The organism is Streptomyces nogalater (genome assembly GCF_039532885.1).
GTDB classification, from domain to species: Bacteria; Actinomycetota; Actinomycetes; order Streptomycetales; family Streptomycetaceae; genus Streptomyces; species Streptomyces nogalater.
Genome location: NZ_BAAASM010000014.1, coordinates 354,012 through 370,266, shown reverse-complemented (window position 1 = coordinate 370,266; position 16,255 = coordinate 354,012). Strand labels below are relative to the sequence as shown.

13 protein-coding genes are annotated in these 16,255 nt (G+C 73.8%); 4 read left to right on the top strand and 9 right to left on the bottom strand.

Features of this window, described 5'->3' with window-relative positions; all coding sequences use genetic code 11:
- The first annotated feature begins 51 nt into the window (after nucleotides 1-51).
- Nucleotides 52-3,939, top strand: coding sequence for an nSTAND1 domain-containing NTPase (locus tag ABD350_RS13540; RefSeq protein WP_344348216.1), 3,888 nt, complete (start codon nucleotides 52-54; stop codon nucleotides 3,937-3,939).
- 35 nt (nucleotides 3,940-3,974) lie between these two features.
- Here the strand turns inward: ABD350_RS13540 and ABD350_RS13535 are convergent, their stop codons facing one another.
- The 3 genes from ABD350_RS13535 to ABD350_RS13525 form a co-directional block, all read right to left on the bottom strand.
- Nucleotides 3,975-4,880 (bottom strand): EamA family transporter, encoded by a 906-nt coding sequence (locus ABD350_RS13535; protein ID WP_344348278.1) that lies wholly within the window; start codon nucleotides 4,878-4,880, stop codon nucleotides 3,975-3,977.
- A gap of 16 nt (nucleotides 4,881-4,896) precedes the next feature.
- Nucleotides 4,897-5,322 carry a MazG-like family protein gene (locus ABD350_RS13530; RefSeq protein ID WP_382466684.1) on the bottom strand — a complete coding sequence of 142 codons (426 nt, stop codon included), beginning with the start codon at nucleotides 5,320-5,322 and terminating at the stop codon, nucleotides 4,897-4,899.
- Nucleotides 5,323-5,471: 149 nt separating this feature from the next.
- Nucleotides 5,472-6,632 (bottom strand): alpha-hydroxy-acid oxidizing protein, encoded by a 1,161-nt coding sequence (locus ABD350_RS13525; protein ID WP_344348215.1) that lies wholly within the window; start codon nucleotides 6,630-6,632, stop codon nucleotides 5,472-5,474.
- A 120-nt stretch (nucleotides 6,633-6,752) separates the two neighbouring features.
- Here ABD350_RS13525 and ABD350_RS13520 point away from each other — a divergent pair, with 120 nt between their 5' ends.
- Both ABD350_RS13520 and ABD350_RS13515 read left to right on the top strand, forming a co-directional pair.
- Complete coding sequence (locus ABD350_RS13520) at nucleotides 6,753-7,796, top strand: Lrp/AsnC family transcriptional regulator (protein ID WP_344348214.1); 1,044 nt, start codon at nucleotides 6,753-6,755, stop codon at nucleotides 7,794-7,796.
- Between the two features lie 169 nt (nucleotides 7,797-7,965).
- On the top strand, nucleotides 7,966-8,364 hold the full coding sequence (locus ABD350_RS13515) for an HGxxPAAW family protein (protein ID WP_344348213.1): 399 nt from the start codon (nucleotides 7,966-7,968) through the stop codon (nucleotides 8,362-8,364).
- 255 nt (nucleotides 8,365-8,619) lie between these two features.
- On the opposite strand, the gene ABD350_RS13510 is transcribed toward ABD350_RS13515, so the two are convergent.
- Nucleotides 8,620-9,234 (bottom strand): acyl-CoA-like ligand-binding transcription factor, encoded by a 615-nt coding sequence (locus ABD350_RS13510; protein ID WP_344348212.1) that lies wholly within the window; start codon nucleotides 9,232-9,234, stop codon nucleotides 8,620-8,622.
- An 82-nt stretch (nucleotides 9,235-9,316) separates the two neighbouring features.
- Here ABD350_RS13510 and ABD350_RS13505 point away from each other — a divergent pair, with 82 nt between their 5' ends.
- Entirely contained in the window at nucleotides 9,317-10,252 is a 936-nt protein-coding gene (locus ABD350_RS13505) for an oxidoreductase (protein ID WP_344348211.1), read from the top strand.
- A gap of 268 nt (nucleotides 10,253-10,520) precedes the next feature.
- Here the strand turns inward: ABD350_RS13505 and ABD350_RS13500 are convergent, their stop codons facing one another.
- Genes ABD350_RS13500 through ABD350_RS13480 form a run of 5 tightly spaced genes read right to left on the bottom strand, consistent with a single transcriptional unit; the run spans nucleotide 10,521 to nucleotide 16,254 of the window.
- Nucleotides 10,521-12,080, bottom strand: a complete 1,560-nt coding sequence (locus ABD350_RS13500) for an ABC transporter ATP-binding protein (RefSeq protein ID WP_344348210.1) — start codon at nucleotides 12,078-12,080, stop codon at nucleotides 10,521-10,523.
- Nucleotides 12,077-12,865 carry an ABC transporter permease gene (locus ABD350_RS13495; protein WP_344348209.1) on the bottom strand — a complete coding sequence of 263 codons (789 nt, stop codon included), beginning with the start codon at nucleotides 12,863-12,865 and terminating at the stop codon, nucleotides 12,077-12,079. The genes ABD350_RS13500 and ABD350_RS13495 overlap by 4 nt, the downstream gene beginning before the upstream one ends.
- Nucleotides 12,862-13,815 carry an ABC transporter permease gene (locus tag ABD350_RS13490; RefSeq protein WP_344348208.1) on the bottom strand — a complete coding sequence of 318 codons (954 nt, stop codon included), beginning with the start codon at nucleotides 13,813-13,815 and terminating at the stop codon, nucleotides 12,862-12,864. The genes ABD350_RS13495 and ABD350_RS13490 overlap by 4 nt, the downstream gene beginning before the upstream one ends.
- Complete coding sequence (locus ABD350_RS13485) at nucleotides 13,812-15,410, bottom strand: ABC transporter substrate-binding protein (RefSeq protein ID WP_344348207.1); 1,599 nt, start codon at nucleotides 15,408-15,410, stop codon at nucleotides 13,812-13,814. Before ABD350_RS13485 ends, ABD350_RS13490 begins: the two co-directional genes overlap by 4 nt.
- Before the next feature lie 55 nt (nucleotides 15,411-15,465).
- Nucleotides 15,466-16,254 (bottom strand): class I SAM-dependent DNA methyltransferase, encoded by a 789-nt coding sequence (locus tag ABD350_RS13480; RefSeq protein WP_344348276.1) that lies wholly within the window; start codon nucleotides 16,252-16,254, stop codon nucleotides 15,466-15,468.
- Between the last annotated feature and the right edge of the window lies 1 nt (nucleotide 16,255).

Genomic DNA, 16,255 nt, shown 5'->3' with positions numbered 1-16,255 from the left:
GGGAACGCGGCGCAAGGGGACGGCGCCGATGCGGTCAAAGGGGGCAGGGGGATGGGGCGTCCGGAGAACCCGATCGATCCGGCGGCGGGTCCGGTCCAGCGGTTCGCGGTGGAGTTACGGGCCCTGCGGGCGCGGGCCGGCGGACCGACGTACCGCTCGATGGCACAGCGCACCCCGTATTCGGCGGCGGCGCTGTCCCAGGCGGCGGCGGGCGAGCGGCTGCCGTCGGCGGAGGTGACACGGGCGTACGTCACGGCGTGCGGCGGGGATCCGGACGAGTGGGAGAAACGCCGGCAGGCCCTCGCCGACGAGCTGGCCGCCCTACCCCACGAGGAACAGGACGCCCAGGACTCCCCGTACCGGGGACTGGCCCGGTTCGAGCCCGGCGACACGGCGGTCTTCTTCGGCCGCGACCAGCTGGTGGCGGACCTGACGGAGCTGGTGCGCGGGCACCGGTGCGCGGTGGTGCTCGGGCCGTCGGGCAGCGGCAAGTCCTCCTTGCTGCGCGCCGGGCTGATACCCCGGCTGCGCCGGACGGCCGACGCCGACGCGCCCCTCGCCGCCATCCGGATCCTCACCCCCGGACCGCACCCGGCGCGCTCGCACGCGGACAAGCTGCGGCCCGCCGGGAAAACCGGCGACACCCTCGTTTTGGTCGACCAGTTCGAAGAGGTCTTCACGCTGTGCCCGGACCCGCCGGAACGCGCCCGCTTCATCGAGGCGCTGCTCGCGGCCCGGGAGCCGGGCAGCCGGCTGCGGGTGGTACTGGGCGTACGTGCCGACTTCTACGGCCGCTGCCTCGAACACCCCGAACTGGCCCGCGTGTTGCGGGACGCGGCGGTGCCGGTGCCGGCCATGGGCCGCGAGGAGCTGCGCGAGGCCGTCGTCAAACCGGCCATGGCACGCGGCCTCACCGTCGAACGGGCGCTGACCGCGCAGCTGGTGGAGGAGGTGGCCGGCGAGCCGGGCGGCCTGCCCCTGCTGTCGCACGCGCTGCTGGAAACGTGGCGGCGCCGCTCCGGCCGCACCCTGACCCTGCGCGCCTACGAGGCGGCCGGCGGAGTGCGCGGCGCCATCGCCCAGACGGCGGAAGACCTGTACGCCGAACTCTCCGACAGCCAGGCCCACCTCGTACGACGGGTGCTGCTGCGCCTGATCGCGCCCGGCGAGGGCACCGCCGACACCTGCCGGCCGGTGCGGCGCGCCGAACTGCGCACCGCCGACCCGCACTCGGCCGGCACCGTCGACACGGTCCTGGAACGCCTGGCCCGCGCCCGGCTCATCACCCTGGACGGAGACACCGTCCACCTCGCCCACGAGGCCCTCATCACCGCCTGGCCGCGGCTGTGGGGCTGGATCGAGGACGACCGGCACCGGCTGCGGGTACTGCGCCGGCTCACCGAGGCCGCCGAATCATGGCGGGAACTGGGCCGGGACCCGGGCGCGTTGTACCGGGGCACCCGGCTGGCGGAGGCCGTCGAGGCCTTCGACCCGGCCGACCGGGACCGTGAACTGAGCGCCACCGAAAGGGACTTCCTCGCAGCCAGCTCGGCCACGCACTTTCGTGAACGCAGACGGCTGCGCGGGCTGACCGGGTCGGTGACCGTGCTGCTGGTGCTCGCCCTGGTGGCCGGCGCCGTGGCCTGGCAGCAGCACCGTACGAGCGAACGTCAGCACCTGGCCGCCACCGCCCGCCGTGCGGCCACCGCCGCCGCCGGTCTGCGCACCACCGACCCGGGGACGGCGCTGCGGCTCGGGGTCACGGCCTGGCGGCTCAGCCGGACCCCGGAGACCCGGTCCGCCCTCATCGGCGCGCTGGCCCAGCGCGACCTGCCCACGTTCACCCTGTCCAACCCCGCGGAAACCCAGATGCTCGGCCCGGACGGGCGGACCCTCTTCGGCCTGGGCGACGGCAGGTTCGTCCGCCGGGACCTGGTGACGCACCGGGTGATCGACAGCAGAAGGCTGCCCGCTGACATGGACGACCTCGTCATGGGCGACGTGAGCCCCGACGGGCGCTATGTGTCCATGCCGAGCGGGGGGATCGACCTGCGCATCCGGCTGTGGGACACCCGCACCGGCCGGTACCACGGACCGGTCCTGGGGTCTTCCGGCGACGGGTCCGGCACGCCCGGGCAGCCGCTGCCGGACGAGCCCGGGGGCGGCGAAGGGGGCGGGGGCACGCCGGCCACCGCCGCGGGCGGCGGGAGGTCGGTGTTCGGTTTCAGCTCCAGCGGGCACGCCTACCTCTTCCTCACCGGCAGTCGCCTTGAGGTGTGGGACACCGGCAGCGGGCGCCGCCTGTTCACCCACACCGCCAAGGCGCTGGAGACGTCCGACGGCGGCGACATCAGCCCGGACAACCGACTGGTCGCGGTGTGCGTACAGGGAGGCGTCAGTGTCTGGGACATCCCGGCCCGGCGCCGTATCGACACGGGCTGGCGCACACGGTTCGCCTGCGGGCCGGAAGCCCGTCTCCGGTTCTCGCCCGACAGCCGTACCCTGACGACGGCGGACACGACGGGGATACGACGGGTCACGGTCCGGACCGGAACCCAACCACCCCGGCTCGCCCAGGTGGCGCCCCGGAACTACGTGTTCAGCGCGGACGGCACACTGCTGGCCGGGGTGGGCGGCAACGACCTCCTGCTGTGGCGACTGGACAGCCCCGAAGCGCCCGTGGTCCGGCACCCGCTGACCGACATCCGGCCGGACGGCATCAGCATCGACACCACCGCCCGCGTCCTGCGCTACACCGCCGTCGGGTCGGACGGAGTGACCCTCGTCCACGGCCTCGACATCGCCGGCGCGCTGACACCGCACTGGAGCACGCGTGCCGCCGCGGCGGCGGCCCTCAGCGCCGACGGCTCGGTGCTGGCCGTCCTGGACAGCGGCGGAAAGGGCCCCGCCCGGCTGCGGATCCACGACGGGCGGACCGGTCGGCAAAGGTACACGATCACCGCCGCCGGGCTGCCCACGGACTTCGACGACATCAGCGCCAGCGGCCAGGCGGTGATGTCCCTCAGCGCCGACGGCCGGCGCCTCGCCTTCGGTTCGGGGCCGGCCGACCCGATGCTGCCGACACGCGTCACCGTGTGGGACACCGTGCGCAACCGGAAGGTCACCGAGCTGCAGCCCTACGGTGACGAGACGTTCCTGGCCGGCTGGGCGCTCGGCCCGGACGGCCGGGAACTGCTGACCACCAGCTCGGACGAGGCGCTGGTGACCGTGTGGAACGCCGGCAGCGGCCGGAAGATCAGGGAGATCCGCTTCCAGGACCCGGAGCAGGGGCGGGGCGGAGCCGGTGCGGACGGGGGCGCCGACGGCGGCCAGGGTGTGGAGGACGACGGGGGCGCCGGCGTCGGGGACTCCATCAACTCCCTCTCCGCGGACGGCAGTGTCCTTCTGACGAGCAGCGGAACCCTGCTGCCGGCCGACGGCCACGGCCGGCGGCAGGAGACGATGGACTGCGCGTGCGCGAGTGTCCTGAGCCCCGACGGCAAGCGCGTCGCCTTCGCGGACACCGACGGCGGCATCACGGTGTGGGACGTGGAGCGGGCCACCTCGCTGGGCACGCTGCCCGGCGGCTACTTCAGAGGTACGACAGGCGAACAGGAGGAGACGACCGCGCTGGCGTTCTCCCCGGACGGCGGCGTGCTGGCCGCGGCCGGAGCGCAGGGCACCGTACGGCTGTGGGACGTCGACTCCCGCCGGCAACTGGGCACCGACCTGCCCACGGCCGGCGATCACGTCCTCGCCCTGGCCTTCACCGGCGACGGTGGCAGCCTGTACGTGGCGGGCAGACACGTGCCGCTCCAGCGCGTCGTCCTGGAGCCGGAGCGCGTGGCCGAGACGGTGTGCCGCCGTGCCGGGGGCGGGCTGTCCCGCGCGGAATGGCGGGTGTACGTGGCGGACGTTCCTTACCGGAAGGTCTGTTGACGGACGCGAGGCAGGCGGGAGTTCGACGGCGGGGACTAGGTGTCGGCGGGGCGGGCGCCGCGGGTGGCGCCCGCCGACGCGGCCACCACGCACAGCACCGCGATCCACTGCGTCCAGTGCAGCGATTCCTGGAGGACGACCAGCCCGATGAGTGCCGCCATCGCCGGCTCCAGGCTCATCAGGATCCCGAACACGTGCGGGGGGATTTTGCGCAGTGCTTCCAGGTCGAGCGAGTACGGGATCACCGACGACAGCAGGGCCACACCGAGCCCCGCGACCAGGATCCAGGGCCGCGTCAGCGCCGCTCCGCTGTCGGCCACGCCGAACGGCACGGCCACCAGGGCCGCGACGGCCATCCCCAGCGCCAGCCCGTTGCCCTCCGTGGTGTGGCGGCCCAGCGCCGCGCCGACCAGGATGTACAGACCCCAGCACGCTCCCGCGGCGAGGGCGAACAGCAGACCGACGAGGTCGAGGTCGCCGCCTCCCTCCATCAGCAGGATCACACCGCCTGCCGCGAGCAGGGCCCACAGGGCGTCCAGCCAGCGCCTGGAGCCGGCCAGGGCCACCGTCAGCGGCCCGAGGAACTCGGTGGTGACCGCGATCCCCAGGGGAATCCGGGCCAGCGCCAGGTAGAAGCACAGGTTCATCAGGCCGAGCGTCACGCCGTAGCCGAGCACCACCGCCCAGGTGCGGCGCGGCAGGCGCAGCGACGGCCGCCACAGGAGCATCAGCACCGCCGCGGCGAAGAACAGGCGCAGCGCGACCGTCCCGAAGCTGCCCACCGCCTCGAACAGGTGCTTGGCCAGGGCCGAACCCACCTGGACGCTGACAATGCCCAGCAGTACCAGGGCCGTTGGCGGGATCGCGTCGAAGCCGCGTCCGGCCGACGCGGTCAGGGAGGACCGGAGGGACGGGCCGCGTTCGGTCCTGGCGACGTTCATGGTGGCCACGCGTGGATTATCGGCGACCGGGCTCCGCGCGGCACGTCATTTTTCCGGCACCAGGGTGCTCCTGGTCCCCGGGCTCCGCGAACGAGAGGAACTTCGCGGATTTCTCGGCGAGTACGGCGGTGAAGAACGCGGGAGCCTCCTCGCCGAGCATCCGGTACAGCGCCACCAAGCTGGTGATCGCGGTGTCGGCGACCTCCTCCTGTACGTGCCGCCATGTGTGGCTCCGGCCTTTTCTGGGGTTGGTGCCCCAGGCGCCGATCACCGCCTGCGCGGTCTCGCCGGCCTCCTCGGAGATCTTGAGCGTTTGCAGCGTCCACTGCTGCTCCGGGGACATGCCGCGTTCGGTGTCGAGCCGGGTGAAGAGCGCGGCGAGGCGGCCGATGTCGTCCCACGGCCGTGCGTCCGAGGGGATGGGTCCGTCGGGGATGTTCACAGGGGCCGTACTCCTTGGAGTCCTGGGAGTCCTGCCGGCTCGGGGCGGCCGGTCCGCGTTCATGATTGCGGGCGGCGTCACGCTCGGGCACCGGTTCGCCCGACTGTCCCCCGCACGGGGGCCCGGCGACGCTTGGTGATCAAGGTCGGTCAGCGGACGCGGCGCAGAGCCTCCGGGGTGAGGTCGGCGAGGGTGGGATAGCCGTCGACGGCCATGAGGAGGTCGGTCTCGGCGAGCAAGGCGCGCAGGACGTGGACGATGCCGTCGGTGCCGCCGAGGGCCGCGCCGTAGGCGCAGGGACGGCCGATGCCGACGGCCGTGGCGCCCAGGGCGACGGCCTTGACGACGTCGGCTCCGGTACGCACCCCGGAGTCGAACAGCACGGGCAGGCCGTCGGCGGCCTCGACCACGGCAGGCAGGGCGTCGAGCGCGGGCAGACCGCCGTTGGCCTGCCGGCCGCCGTGGTTGGAGCAGTAGACGCCGTCCACACCGCCGTCCTTGGCGCGGCGGACGTCGTCGGGATGGCAGATGCCCTTCAGGATCAGCGGCAGCTCGGTCATCGACCGCAGCCAAGGCAGGTCGTTCCAGGTGAGCGGAGCGCCGAAGATCTGCACCCAGTGCATCACGGCGGCTGCCGGATCGTCCTCGGGGAGCTTGGCGAGCCGGGAGCGGAACACCGGGTCGGAGAAGTAGTTGGCCAGGCAGTGACCGCGCAGCTGGGGGAAGTTGGCGGCCGTCAGATCGCGGGGTCGCCAGCCGGGGATCCAGGTGTCCAGGGTGACCACGATGCCCTTGAACCCGGCGGCCTCCGCCCGGTGCACCAGGCTCTCGGCCACCTCCCGGTCTGCGGGGGTGTAGAGCTGGAAGAAGCCTGGCGTGTCGCCGTAGGCGGGGACCACCTCCTCCATCGGATCGACGGTGAGGGTGGAGGCGACCATGGGCACGCCGGTGCGGGCGGCGGCCCGCGCGGCGGCCAGATCGCCGTGGCCGTCCTGGGCGCACAGCCCGATCACCCCGACCGGCGCCATGAACAGCGGCGTGGCCAACCGCATGCCGAACAGGTCCACCGACAGGTCGCGTCGGGTCGGGCTGACCATCATCCGCGGGATCAGTCCCCATCCCTCGAACGCGCTGACGTTCGCCCGCTGGGTGTACTCGTCGCCGGCACCGCCGGCCACATACGAGCGCACCGACGGCGACATCGCCGCCTGCGCCTGTGCTTCGAGGTCCGCGTAGGCCATCGGCAGGCTGGGCACCACTCCGCGCAGCCCGTCGAGGTAGATCTCGTACTGGTAGTCGGCGTAGGACATGGTCCGGCTCCCCGGTGCGTCGCTGTTTCCGGTACGGCCCGTCGGCTGACGGGCGCCGAGCACTACAGTGGAAGCAGCACCCCCCGCAGACCCACGGAACGCAGGATTCTCGCCACACACATGCCCCGGACGCAGGAATCGGCGAAGCCGCTGAGCGAGGACGACCTGGCGCTGATCCACGCGCTCCAGCTGCGGCCCAGGGCGTCCTGGACCGAGCTCGGCCGGGCCCTGGGGGTGGACCCGGTCACCGTCGCCCGCCGCTTCCGGCGTCTGGCCGAACACGGTGCGGCCTGGGTGGGGCTCTCGCCCGGGCCCCGCCTGCTCGACCGACTGTGCCTGGCCTACGTCGAAATCGACTGCGCCCCGGGAGCCACCGCCCGGACGGCCGCCACGCTCGGCCGGCACCCGCACATGCTCACCCTCGAACGTGCCGCCGCGGACCACGACATCCTCGCGACCGTCGCCACCGCGGACCTGCCCGCCCTGTCGCGCTACACCCTCGACCTGCTCCCGCGGATCCCCGGCGTCACCGCGGTGCGTGCCAGGATCGTCACCCATCTGTTCACCGAGGGCGGCCGCTGGCGTATCGCCGCCCTGGACCCGGGCCAACGCACCCGGCTGACCGCACCGCCCGCCGCCCGGCCGCCCCGCCGCGGACACCGCGAGATCACCGCGTTCGACCGGGCCGTGCTGAGCCGTCTGGCGCACGACGGCCGTGCCTCCTACCAGAGCCTGGCCACCGGCCTGGGCGTCAGCCTGTCCACCGTCAGGCGGCGCATCGAACAACTGGTCCGCCTCGATCTGCTGCGCTTCCGCTGCGACTTCGCCCGCCCCCTCGGCGGCTGGCCCGTCGCCGTCACCTTCCGGGCCGGCGTTCCGCCGACCGACCTCCCCGAGGTCGGCCACGCCCTCGTCCGCCGGCCCGAGACCCGCAACTGCGCCGCGATCACCGGGCCTTGCAACCTCGTCCTCCAGGCCGGCCTCCACTCCGTGGCCGACGTGCCGCGCCTGGAGACCCGACTGGCCGACGCCCACCCGAGCCTGGACATCGTCGACCGCGTCATCACCCTGCGCCACGACAAGCTCCTCGGCCACCTCCTCGACCCCTACGGCCGCTCCACCGGAGTCGTCCCGCCCGACGTCTGGGCCGAGCCGGGCGTCTGAAAGCGCGGCACGTCGAGGGGAGTTCGGCTTGGCACCTGATAGAGGGCTTCCATTGCGGCGCTCTCCAACCCGGGGATAGATTCCTTGCTCGCTAAGTTATTTCGGGTCGAGTGCCGGGTCCGGCCGTGGCGCGATCGGGCCGATTCCGGCGGTGGCGAGGAGGGGGCACGTGAGCGGACAGCACGATGAAGGCCACACGGTGGCGGGTTGGACCGGTTGCGCCGTGGCGACCATGGGCACCGCGGTGATCGGTGCCGGCATCTGCGGCTGGCGTCCGGGGATCTGGCTGGGGCCGGCCCTCACGGTGGCGGCGGTGGTCGTCACGTGGGTGCTCCACCTCGCCGGCTGGGGCAAGCCGCCCGGGGTGCGGCCGGCCGACCAGCACCCCCTGGGCGTGCGGGACCGGTCCGCCCGGCAGGGCCACGCGGGCTGTGTCGCCTGCCGGCTCGCCGGGCGACGGGCGGCCTGGGTCCCCGCGCAGGCGGCGCCCGCGCCCGCCCCCGAGACGGCGGCTGCTGAGACGGCGGGCGCGAGGACGGCCGGCGCCGGGGCGGATGTGCCGGCCTGACCCTCCGGTGAGCACCTCTGCCCGGCCCGGACCGCCGCCGCGGGAAGCGGCTGCCCCGGGCCCGGCGTCTTGTACGCACGCATCTTTCAGCGCGCGCACCCGGCCCGCGCCCGCACCTCGCTTGAGCGTGTACGCGGCCGGAACCGTGCCCCACTCACGTGCGCGCATCGCCTGAGCCCCCGCCCCGCCGGCACGCGTACGACGCCCGGCGCGCGGCCTGCCGCGGGGTACGGCTGTGCGGTACGGCTGGGGGGCCTACTCGCCCACCACGGCATCCAACGCGGGCGCGATGACCGCGAAGCACCCGTCGGTCAGTGCGGCGGGATCCTCGGTGCCGTCGCTCTCGCTCCACCGTTGCAGCACCGTGTGGAAGGCGGTCAGCGCCATCCCGGCGGCCAGCCGCGGGTACAGCTCCGTCGCCGGATCGAGGCCGAGGCGCCCGGCCACCTCGGCCGCCAGCTCCTCGCGCCACTGGGCCTGGCGTTCGAGGAAGCGGGCGAGCAGCGCGGGCGTTCCGAGGATCAACTGTACGACGCGCAAGGTCCGTTCGGTCTGACCCGCGCAGGCGTCGATGGAACGCCACACCGTGTGCCGCAGGGCGGTGGACGGCGGTTCCGGCGCCGGACGGCTCGTCAGTTCCTCCCGCATGGCCGTGCCCAGCCCGGTCAGGAACTGGACGACCACGTCCTCCTTCGAGGCGAAGTACCGGAAGAACGTCCGCTTGGACACCCCCGCGGCGGCGGCGATCTCGTCCACCGTGACCGCGTCGAACCCGCCGCGCGCCAGCAGGCCCAGTGCCGCCTGGGTCAACTCGTCCGCGACGAGCTGCCGCTTGCGCTGGGCCAGGGTTCCTGTGGGGCGGGAAGTCATCCATCCATCGTATCCGCCGTGCCTCGTCTGCCTCTAAGCGTCATCCTTGACACTTGGTGACACGTAGGGCACGGTGAGCCGTATGACGAGTCAGAAGCGCTGGACCGCCGATCGGATTCCGGACCAGGAGGGGCGGGTGTTCGTCGTCACGGGCGCCAACAGCGGCCTCGGTCTGGCGACCACCCGGGCACTCGCGCGCAAGGGCGCCCAGGTGATCCTCGCCGTCCGTGACGAGGACAAGGGGCAGCGAGTGGTCGCGCGGGCGACGGCCGACGGATTCGGAGCCCGGCTGGAAGTGCGGAGGCTGGACCTGTCCGACCCGGACTCGGTCCGCGCGTTCGCCGACCGGCTGCGTTCCGACGGCGTGCGCCCCGACGTACTCGTCAACAACGCCGGTGTGATGGCGCCGCCCAGGACGCTCACCGCGCGGGGGCAGGAAATCCAGTTCGCCGTCAACCACCTCGGTCACTTCGCCCTCACCGGCCTGCTGCTCGACCAGCTGGCCCAGGGCGACGACCCCCGCGTGGTCACGGTGACCTCCACCAACCACCGTCAGGGCAAGATCTTCTTCGACGATCCGACCGGTGAGCGCACGTACTCGCCCATGGCGTACTACAACCAGTCCAAGCTCGCCAACGCCGTGTTCGGCCAGGAGCTGCACCGGCGGCTGAGCGCGGCAGGCAGCCCGGTCCGCAGCGTGCTCGCCCACCCCGGCTATACGGCCACCAACCTGCAGACGGCCGCCCCCGCCGGCCTGGTGAAGTTCCTCTTCGGCCGCCTGCTGCTGCCGCTCGCCCAGAGCCCGGACCAGGGCGCCCTGCCCCAGCTGTACGCGGCCACCGCCGAGGACGCGGGCGGCGGCGAGCTGTTCGGACCGGACGGCATGGCTGAACTGCGGGGTGCGCCCCAGCGGGTCCGGCTGGCGGCGCGGGCCGCCGACCCGGCGACCGCCGGCCGGCTGTGGGAGCTGTCGGAGGAACTGACCGGCGTCCGCTACACCCTCCCGGCCGCGGCCTGATCCGGGCACACCGGTCTTCCTGGTCTGGGCGCTGATGGCGATCGCGACGCCGGCACTCGGCTTCGGGTTGCGGGCCACGGCCTGGGCCGCCGGGAACGGAGCGCTGGTGTCGGCAGTGGCGTTGGGCGTGCTGCTGGTGGCCTGCTGTGGGCGGCGGGCAGCCGGGCGGCCCTGTGTCTGGTCCACGGCGGGCTGCAGGTGACGGCGTCGGTACGGGCCGCCGACGCCTTCCCCGGTCATCACCTCCGGGGGCAGCCGAAAGCGGCCGTCACGCCTGCCCCGAACGGGCCGGACGGTACGGCGGACCGCCGCCAGGTGTCATCCGTGCCGTCGTCTCCAGCAAGGACACCGTGAACGGATGCTCCGGTGAGGTGAGGACCCGCTGCGCGGGGCCTTCCTCCACGATCTCGCCGCCGTCCAGTACGGCGATACGGGTCGCCAGGGCGGCGGCGGTGCCGAGGTCGTGGGTGATCAGGACCAGCGACAGATCCCGCCGGTCGCGCAGCAGGCCGGCGAGTGTGCCGAGGATGCCCCGGCGGGTCACCGCGTCGAGCCCGGAGGTGATCTCGTCGCAGATCAGCACCCGGGGCCGGGCGAGCAGGGCCCGGGCGAGAGCGGCCCGCTGGAGTTCGCCTCCGGACAGCCGCGCCGGCTCGCGCCGTACTTGCTCCTCGCTGAGGCCGAGGCCGGTGACGGTGGCCACCGCCTCGGCCAGGGCGTCCGCCTCCGTCGCCCCCCGCAGCCGTACCGCCGTGCGTGCCACCTGTGCCAGGACCGGGCGGTGCTCGTCGAAGGCGGCCCTGGCGTCCTGGAAGACGTACTGCACGGCACCCAGTTGGGCGCGCGTTCGGTCCCGCAGGCTGCGCGGGAGCGGTGCGCCGTCGAGGAGCAGTTCCCCGTCGTGGCCCCGGTGCAGGCCCGCCAGACAGCGCCCCAGGGTGGTCTTGCCGCTGCCCGAGCGGCCGACCACGGCCAGGCACTCGCCGGTGCGGAGGGAGAGCGCCGGGGTGCGCAGCACCGTGCTCCGGCCGTGCCGGGCGGTCAAGCGGCCCACCCGCAGCACCTCCTTTCCGGCGGCCGGGAGGCCGGCGCGGTCCGCCGGGCCGTCCGCCGCGAGCAGCTCGGCCGTCCAGGGGTGCCGCGGCGCCGCCCACAGGCGTTCCACCGGTCCGGACTCCACCACACGTCCCTCGCGCAGGACGAGGACCTCGTCGGCCAGTGCCCGTACCACGTCCAGGTCGTGGCTGAGCAGGACGACGGCGATGCCCTGGCGGGCGACGGCCGCGAGCCGGTCCACGATGCGCCGCTTCGTCAGCGCGTCCTGGCCGGTGGTCGGCTCGTCGGCCACCACCACCCTGGCACCGAGCAGCAGCGCCTGGGCCAGGACGACACGCTGCTGCTGGCCGCCCGACAGCTGATGCGGGTAGCGCCGCAGCACCGCCTCGGCGTCCGGGAGCTGGGCCGACGCCAGGGCCCGCAGGACACGCTGGTGGGCGGCGGCCCGGCGCTCCGGCCGGGGCAGCTCGCGCACCCGGGTACGGGCGATGTCCCGCAGCAGCGCGCCGACGCGGCGCGCCGGGTTGAGGACGGCGCCCGGATGCTGGGGCACATAACCGACCAGCCCCCCGGGGACCCGTACGTCACCGGTGACGCGGGCGCCGGCCGGGTACTCGCCCAGCAGCGCCAGGCCCGTGGTCGTCTTGCCGCTCCCGGAGGTACCCACCAGGGCGGTGACCTTTCCGGCCGCGACCCGCAGGCTCACCGCGTCGACGATCGCCCGGCCGTCGATCTCGACGCGCAGGTCCCTGATCTCGGCGACCGCGCTCATGTGCGTCTCCTCTTCTTCCCCAGCGCCGCGTCGGCGAGCAGGTTGCCGCCCATGGTGAGGGCGACGATCAGCAGGGCGGGCACCACCACGGCCCAGGGCTGGACGAACAGCCCGGTACGGTTGCGGTCCACCATCACCGCCCAGTCGGCGGCGTCCGGTTCGACGCCCACGCCGAGGAACGCGGCGGTGGCCACGAGATAGAGCACCCCGGTGAGCCGTACTCCGGCGTCGGCGGCGAGCGTCCGCCCGACCGACCTGCCGACGTAGCCGACGGCCGTACGCCACCAGCTCTCGCCCTGCATGCGCAGCGCTTCCACCGCGGGACGGGACGCCACCTCCGCCGCGGCGGCCCGCACGATCCGGGCGGCGTCCGGGATGTTGACCAGGGCCACCAGCAGCGCCAGACCCGTCGCCCCCGGGGTGAGGACGGCGGCGACGAGCAGGATCATCAGCAGCGACGGCACGGCGAGCAGCACGTCCAGGGGCCGCATCAGCAGCTCTTCCAGCCAGGAGCGGTGGGTGAGCGCGGCGATCAGCCCGAGGGGCAGGGCGGCCAGGTACGCCAGCGCGGTCGCCGAGAGCGAGACGAGCACCACGGACCGGCCGCCGAGCAGCACCTGCCGCCACACGTCCCGGCCGACGAAGTCGGTGCCCAGCCAGTGCCCGCCGCCTAGCGTGAAGGACGCGGCACGCGGCCCCGGATCCCCCGCGCACAGCGGCCCGAGCAGGGCCAGGAGCAGCGGTACGCCGACGACGAGCCCCCCGGCGACGAAACGCGACCTCATGCCGCCACCTCCGAACGCGGCGCGAAGCGGCGGGCGACCAGGTCGGCGCCCAGGTTCAGCACGACGGTCGTCACGCCGAAGACGACGGCGAGGCCCTGCACCACCGGGACGTCGCGTTCGGCCACGGCGTTCATCAGGACGGTGCCCAGCCCGGGGATCACATACAGCGCCTCCACGACGATGACCCCGCACAGCAGCCAGTCGATGGTCCGGGCGAGCTGCTGCGCGGCCGGTGTGACCGCGTTCGGCAGGGCGTGCCCGTACCGGATGCGGGCGCCCGGGATGCCGTGACGCCGGGCCTGCGCGACGTACGGCGAGGCGAGCGCGTCGATCATCCCGGCCCGTACCAGGCGGGCCAGGGAGCACACCGGCCGGGACAGCAGCACCAGCACGGGCAGGACCAGGGCGGCGGGGTGGGCCAGGAGGTCGGTGCCGTATCCGACGGCGGTCGGCGGCAGCCAGCCCAGGCGCAGGGCGAACACCGTGGTCAGCAGCACACCGAAGGCGAACTCCGGGACCGCGTAGGCGCCCAATGTCACCGAGCTGACGAACCGGTCCACGAACCGCCCCTCGTGGCGGGCCGCGAGCACGCCCAGACCCACGCCGGCCGGCACCAGCAGCACCACCGTGAGGGTGGCGAGCAGCAGTGTCGGACCGAAACCGTCGGTGATGTACGTACTGACGGGCCGCCCCGAGGCCAGCGACGTGCCGAAGTCGCCGCGCGGCAGCCCGCCCGCCCACTCCAGCAGCCGTTCGTGTGCGGGCCGGTCGAGGTCCAGGGCCTCCCGGATGGCCGCGATCCGCTCCGGGTCGGGCTGGTCGCCGGCGAGGGCCACGGCGGCGTCGCCCGGCAGTGCCTCGGTGAGCGCGAAGACCAGCAGCACGACGGCCGCCGTCTGCGCGGCGCCGAGCAGCAGCCGCCGGGCGATCCAGGACGGCAGTCCGGTCACGCGAGCCACACCTTGTCGAAGCGCGCCCAGTCCAGGGAGTTGGCGGGCGCCTTGGCCTCGACCCCCCGGACGGTGCGGGCCGTGCCGATGATCCAGTCGGCGAACCCCCACACCAGGAAGCCGCCCTCGGCGTACAGGCGGCGCTGCATGCGCTCGTAGACGGCGGCGCGCTCCTGCTTGTCCCTGGTGGACTGGGCCTGCTGGTACAGGGCGTCGAAGTCCTTGTGGTGCCACTTGGTGGCGTTCGTGGTGGAACCGGTCAGCAGACGCTGGGAGATGTGCGCCTCGATGGGCATGGCGCCGGAGCGGTAGGAGCAGAGGGTGCCGGAGTCGAGGATGTCCTTCCAGTAGCTGTCCTTGCTGCCGGTCCTGATCCCGACGGTGACGCCGGCCCTGGCGGCCTGGTCCCGGAAGATCGCGGCGGCCTCGGTGAACCCGGCGGCGACGGGCGAGGTGTCGAGGGTGACGTTCAGCTTCTCCGCGCCGGCCCGCTTCAGCAGCGCCTTGGCCCGGTCGAGGTCCTGCTCGCGCTGCGGAAGGTTCGCGGCGTAGTACTCGTAGCCCTTGCCGAACAGGTCGTTGCCGATCTCGCCCGTGCCGGACAGGGCACCGTCGACCAGTTCCCTGCGGTCGGCCATCAGGAAGAACGCCTCGCGCACCCGCTTGTCGTCGAACGGCGGGCGGTCGGTCTTCATCGCGAAGGACTGCATGACGCTGTTGCGCAGCCGCACGATCTCGATCCGGCCCTTGCCCTCGTGGGCGCGGGCGGTCGCGGGGTTCAGTTCGTGGGCGTACTCGACCTGGCCGCCGAGGAGGGCGTTGATCCGCGCCGACTCCTCGTTGGCGACGACGAACTCCACCTCGTCCAGGTACGGGGCGCCGTCCCAGTAGTCCTCGTTGCGTCGGAAGACGGCCGACTTGCCGGGGGCGAAGGAGACGAACCGGAACGGGCCGCTGCCGACCGGCTCCCTGTCGAAGTCCTGCTCGCCCCCCGGCACGATGTACGCGCCGAACGCGGCCAGCACGTTGGGGAATTCGGCGGTGGGCCGCTTGAGGACGAACTCGACGGTGCGCTGGTCCAGGGCCCGGCTCGCCTCCAGGTCGATGGGCTCCAGGGACGCCTTGGCGCGGAACGCCTTCTTCGGGTCGGCGATGCGGCGGTAGCTGTACAGGACGTCCTGGGCGGTGACGGGCTTGCCGTTGTGGAAGGCGGCCTCGCGCAGGGTGACTCTCCAGCGGTCCAGGCCCGCGTCGGGTTCCCACGCGGAGGCGAGGCGCGGCCGGGCGGACAGGTCGGCGCCGTAGTCCGCGAGCTTGTCGAAGAGGGCCTTGGCGCGGGCGACGTCGGCGAACAGGTTGGCCAGATGCGGGTCGAGGGTCTCGGACGCGCCGCCGCCGGCGAACGCGGCCCGCAGCCGTCCGCCGCGCCGGGGCCTGCCGTCGCCCTTGCCGGCCGTGTCGGCGGGGCCGGGACCGGCGCAACCGGTGGCGGTGAGCGCGCCGAGGCCGGCCATGCCCCCGGCCACGGCGAGGAAGCCCCGGCGGTGCAGGCCGGGGAAGCGGGGATCGTCGAGCGGTACCTGCTGGGTGTTCATGGCGGTGTCCTTGCTGTGCCGTGCGAGCGGATGTCGGCGTGGGGGGGGCGGGGCTTCAGGGGTGTGGTGCCAGGCGGGCGACGAGGTGCAGCCGGTCGGCGTCGGCCGTCTCGCCGGGCGGATCGCCCTCGCGCCACACGGGCTCGGTGCGCGGGCCCGGCCCGTCGTACAGGGCCAGCACCTCGAAACCGTGGGCGGCCAGGAGCCGGCGCAGCTCCTGCGGGAAGAGCAGCCGCCACGCGGAGCGCTGCTCGACGGGCGGGGAGCCGTCGTCGGCGATCCACACACGGGTGCGGCGCAACAGCTGCGCGGTGCGGTCGACGTACAGGCGGGTGGTGGAGCGGTAGGTGACCCCCTGCCACTCGAAGCCGTTGACCGCCGGGGCGTCCAGCAGCTCCGTACGGCCGAGGAAGAACGCGCCGTTGCGCATCTCCGCGACGAGCAGGCCGCCGGGCACCAGGGCGTGGCGGCACGAGGCCAGGAAGCCGTCGAGCTCGTCGTTGGTGTGGCAGTACAGCAGGGCGCTGTCCAGGCACACCACCGCGTCGAAGGCGTCCGCCCCGAGGTCGAAACCGCGCAGGTCGGCCCGGACGTAGGCGGGCCCGGGATGGTGCTCGCGGGCGTACTCCAGCATCGCCCGCGACAGATCGGCGCCCGTGACCGTACGGCCGGACGCGTGCAGGTGGGCGGCGTCCCGGCCGGTGCCGCAGCCCAGGTCCAGCACGCGCGGGCCGGGGGCCGCGTACCGCCGCAGGCAGTCCTCGGTCCAGCGCCCGGCGAGCCGCCCCGGATCGGGGAAACGCGCCTCGTACAGCGCCGGGTTGTCGGTGAGCAGGTTCCTCATG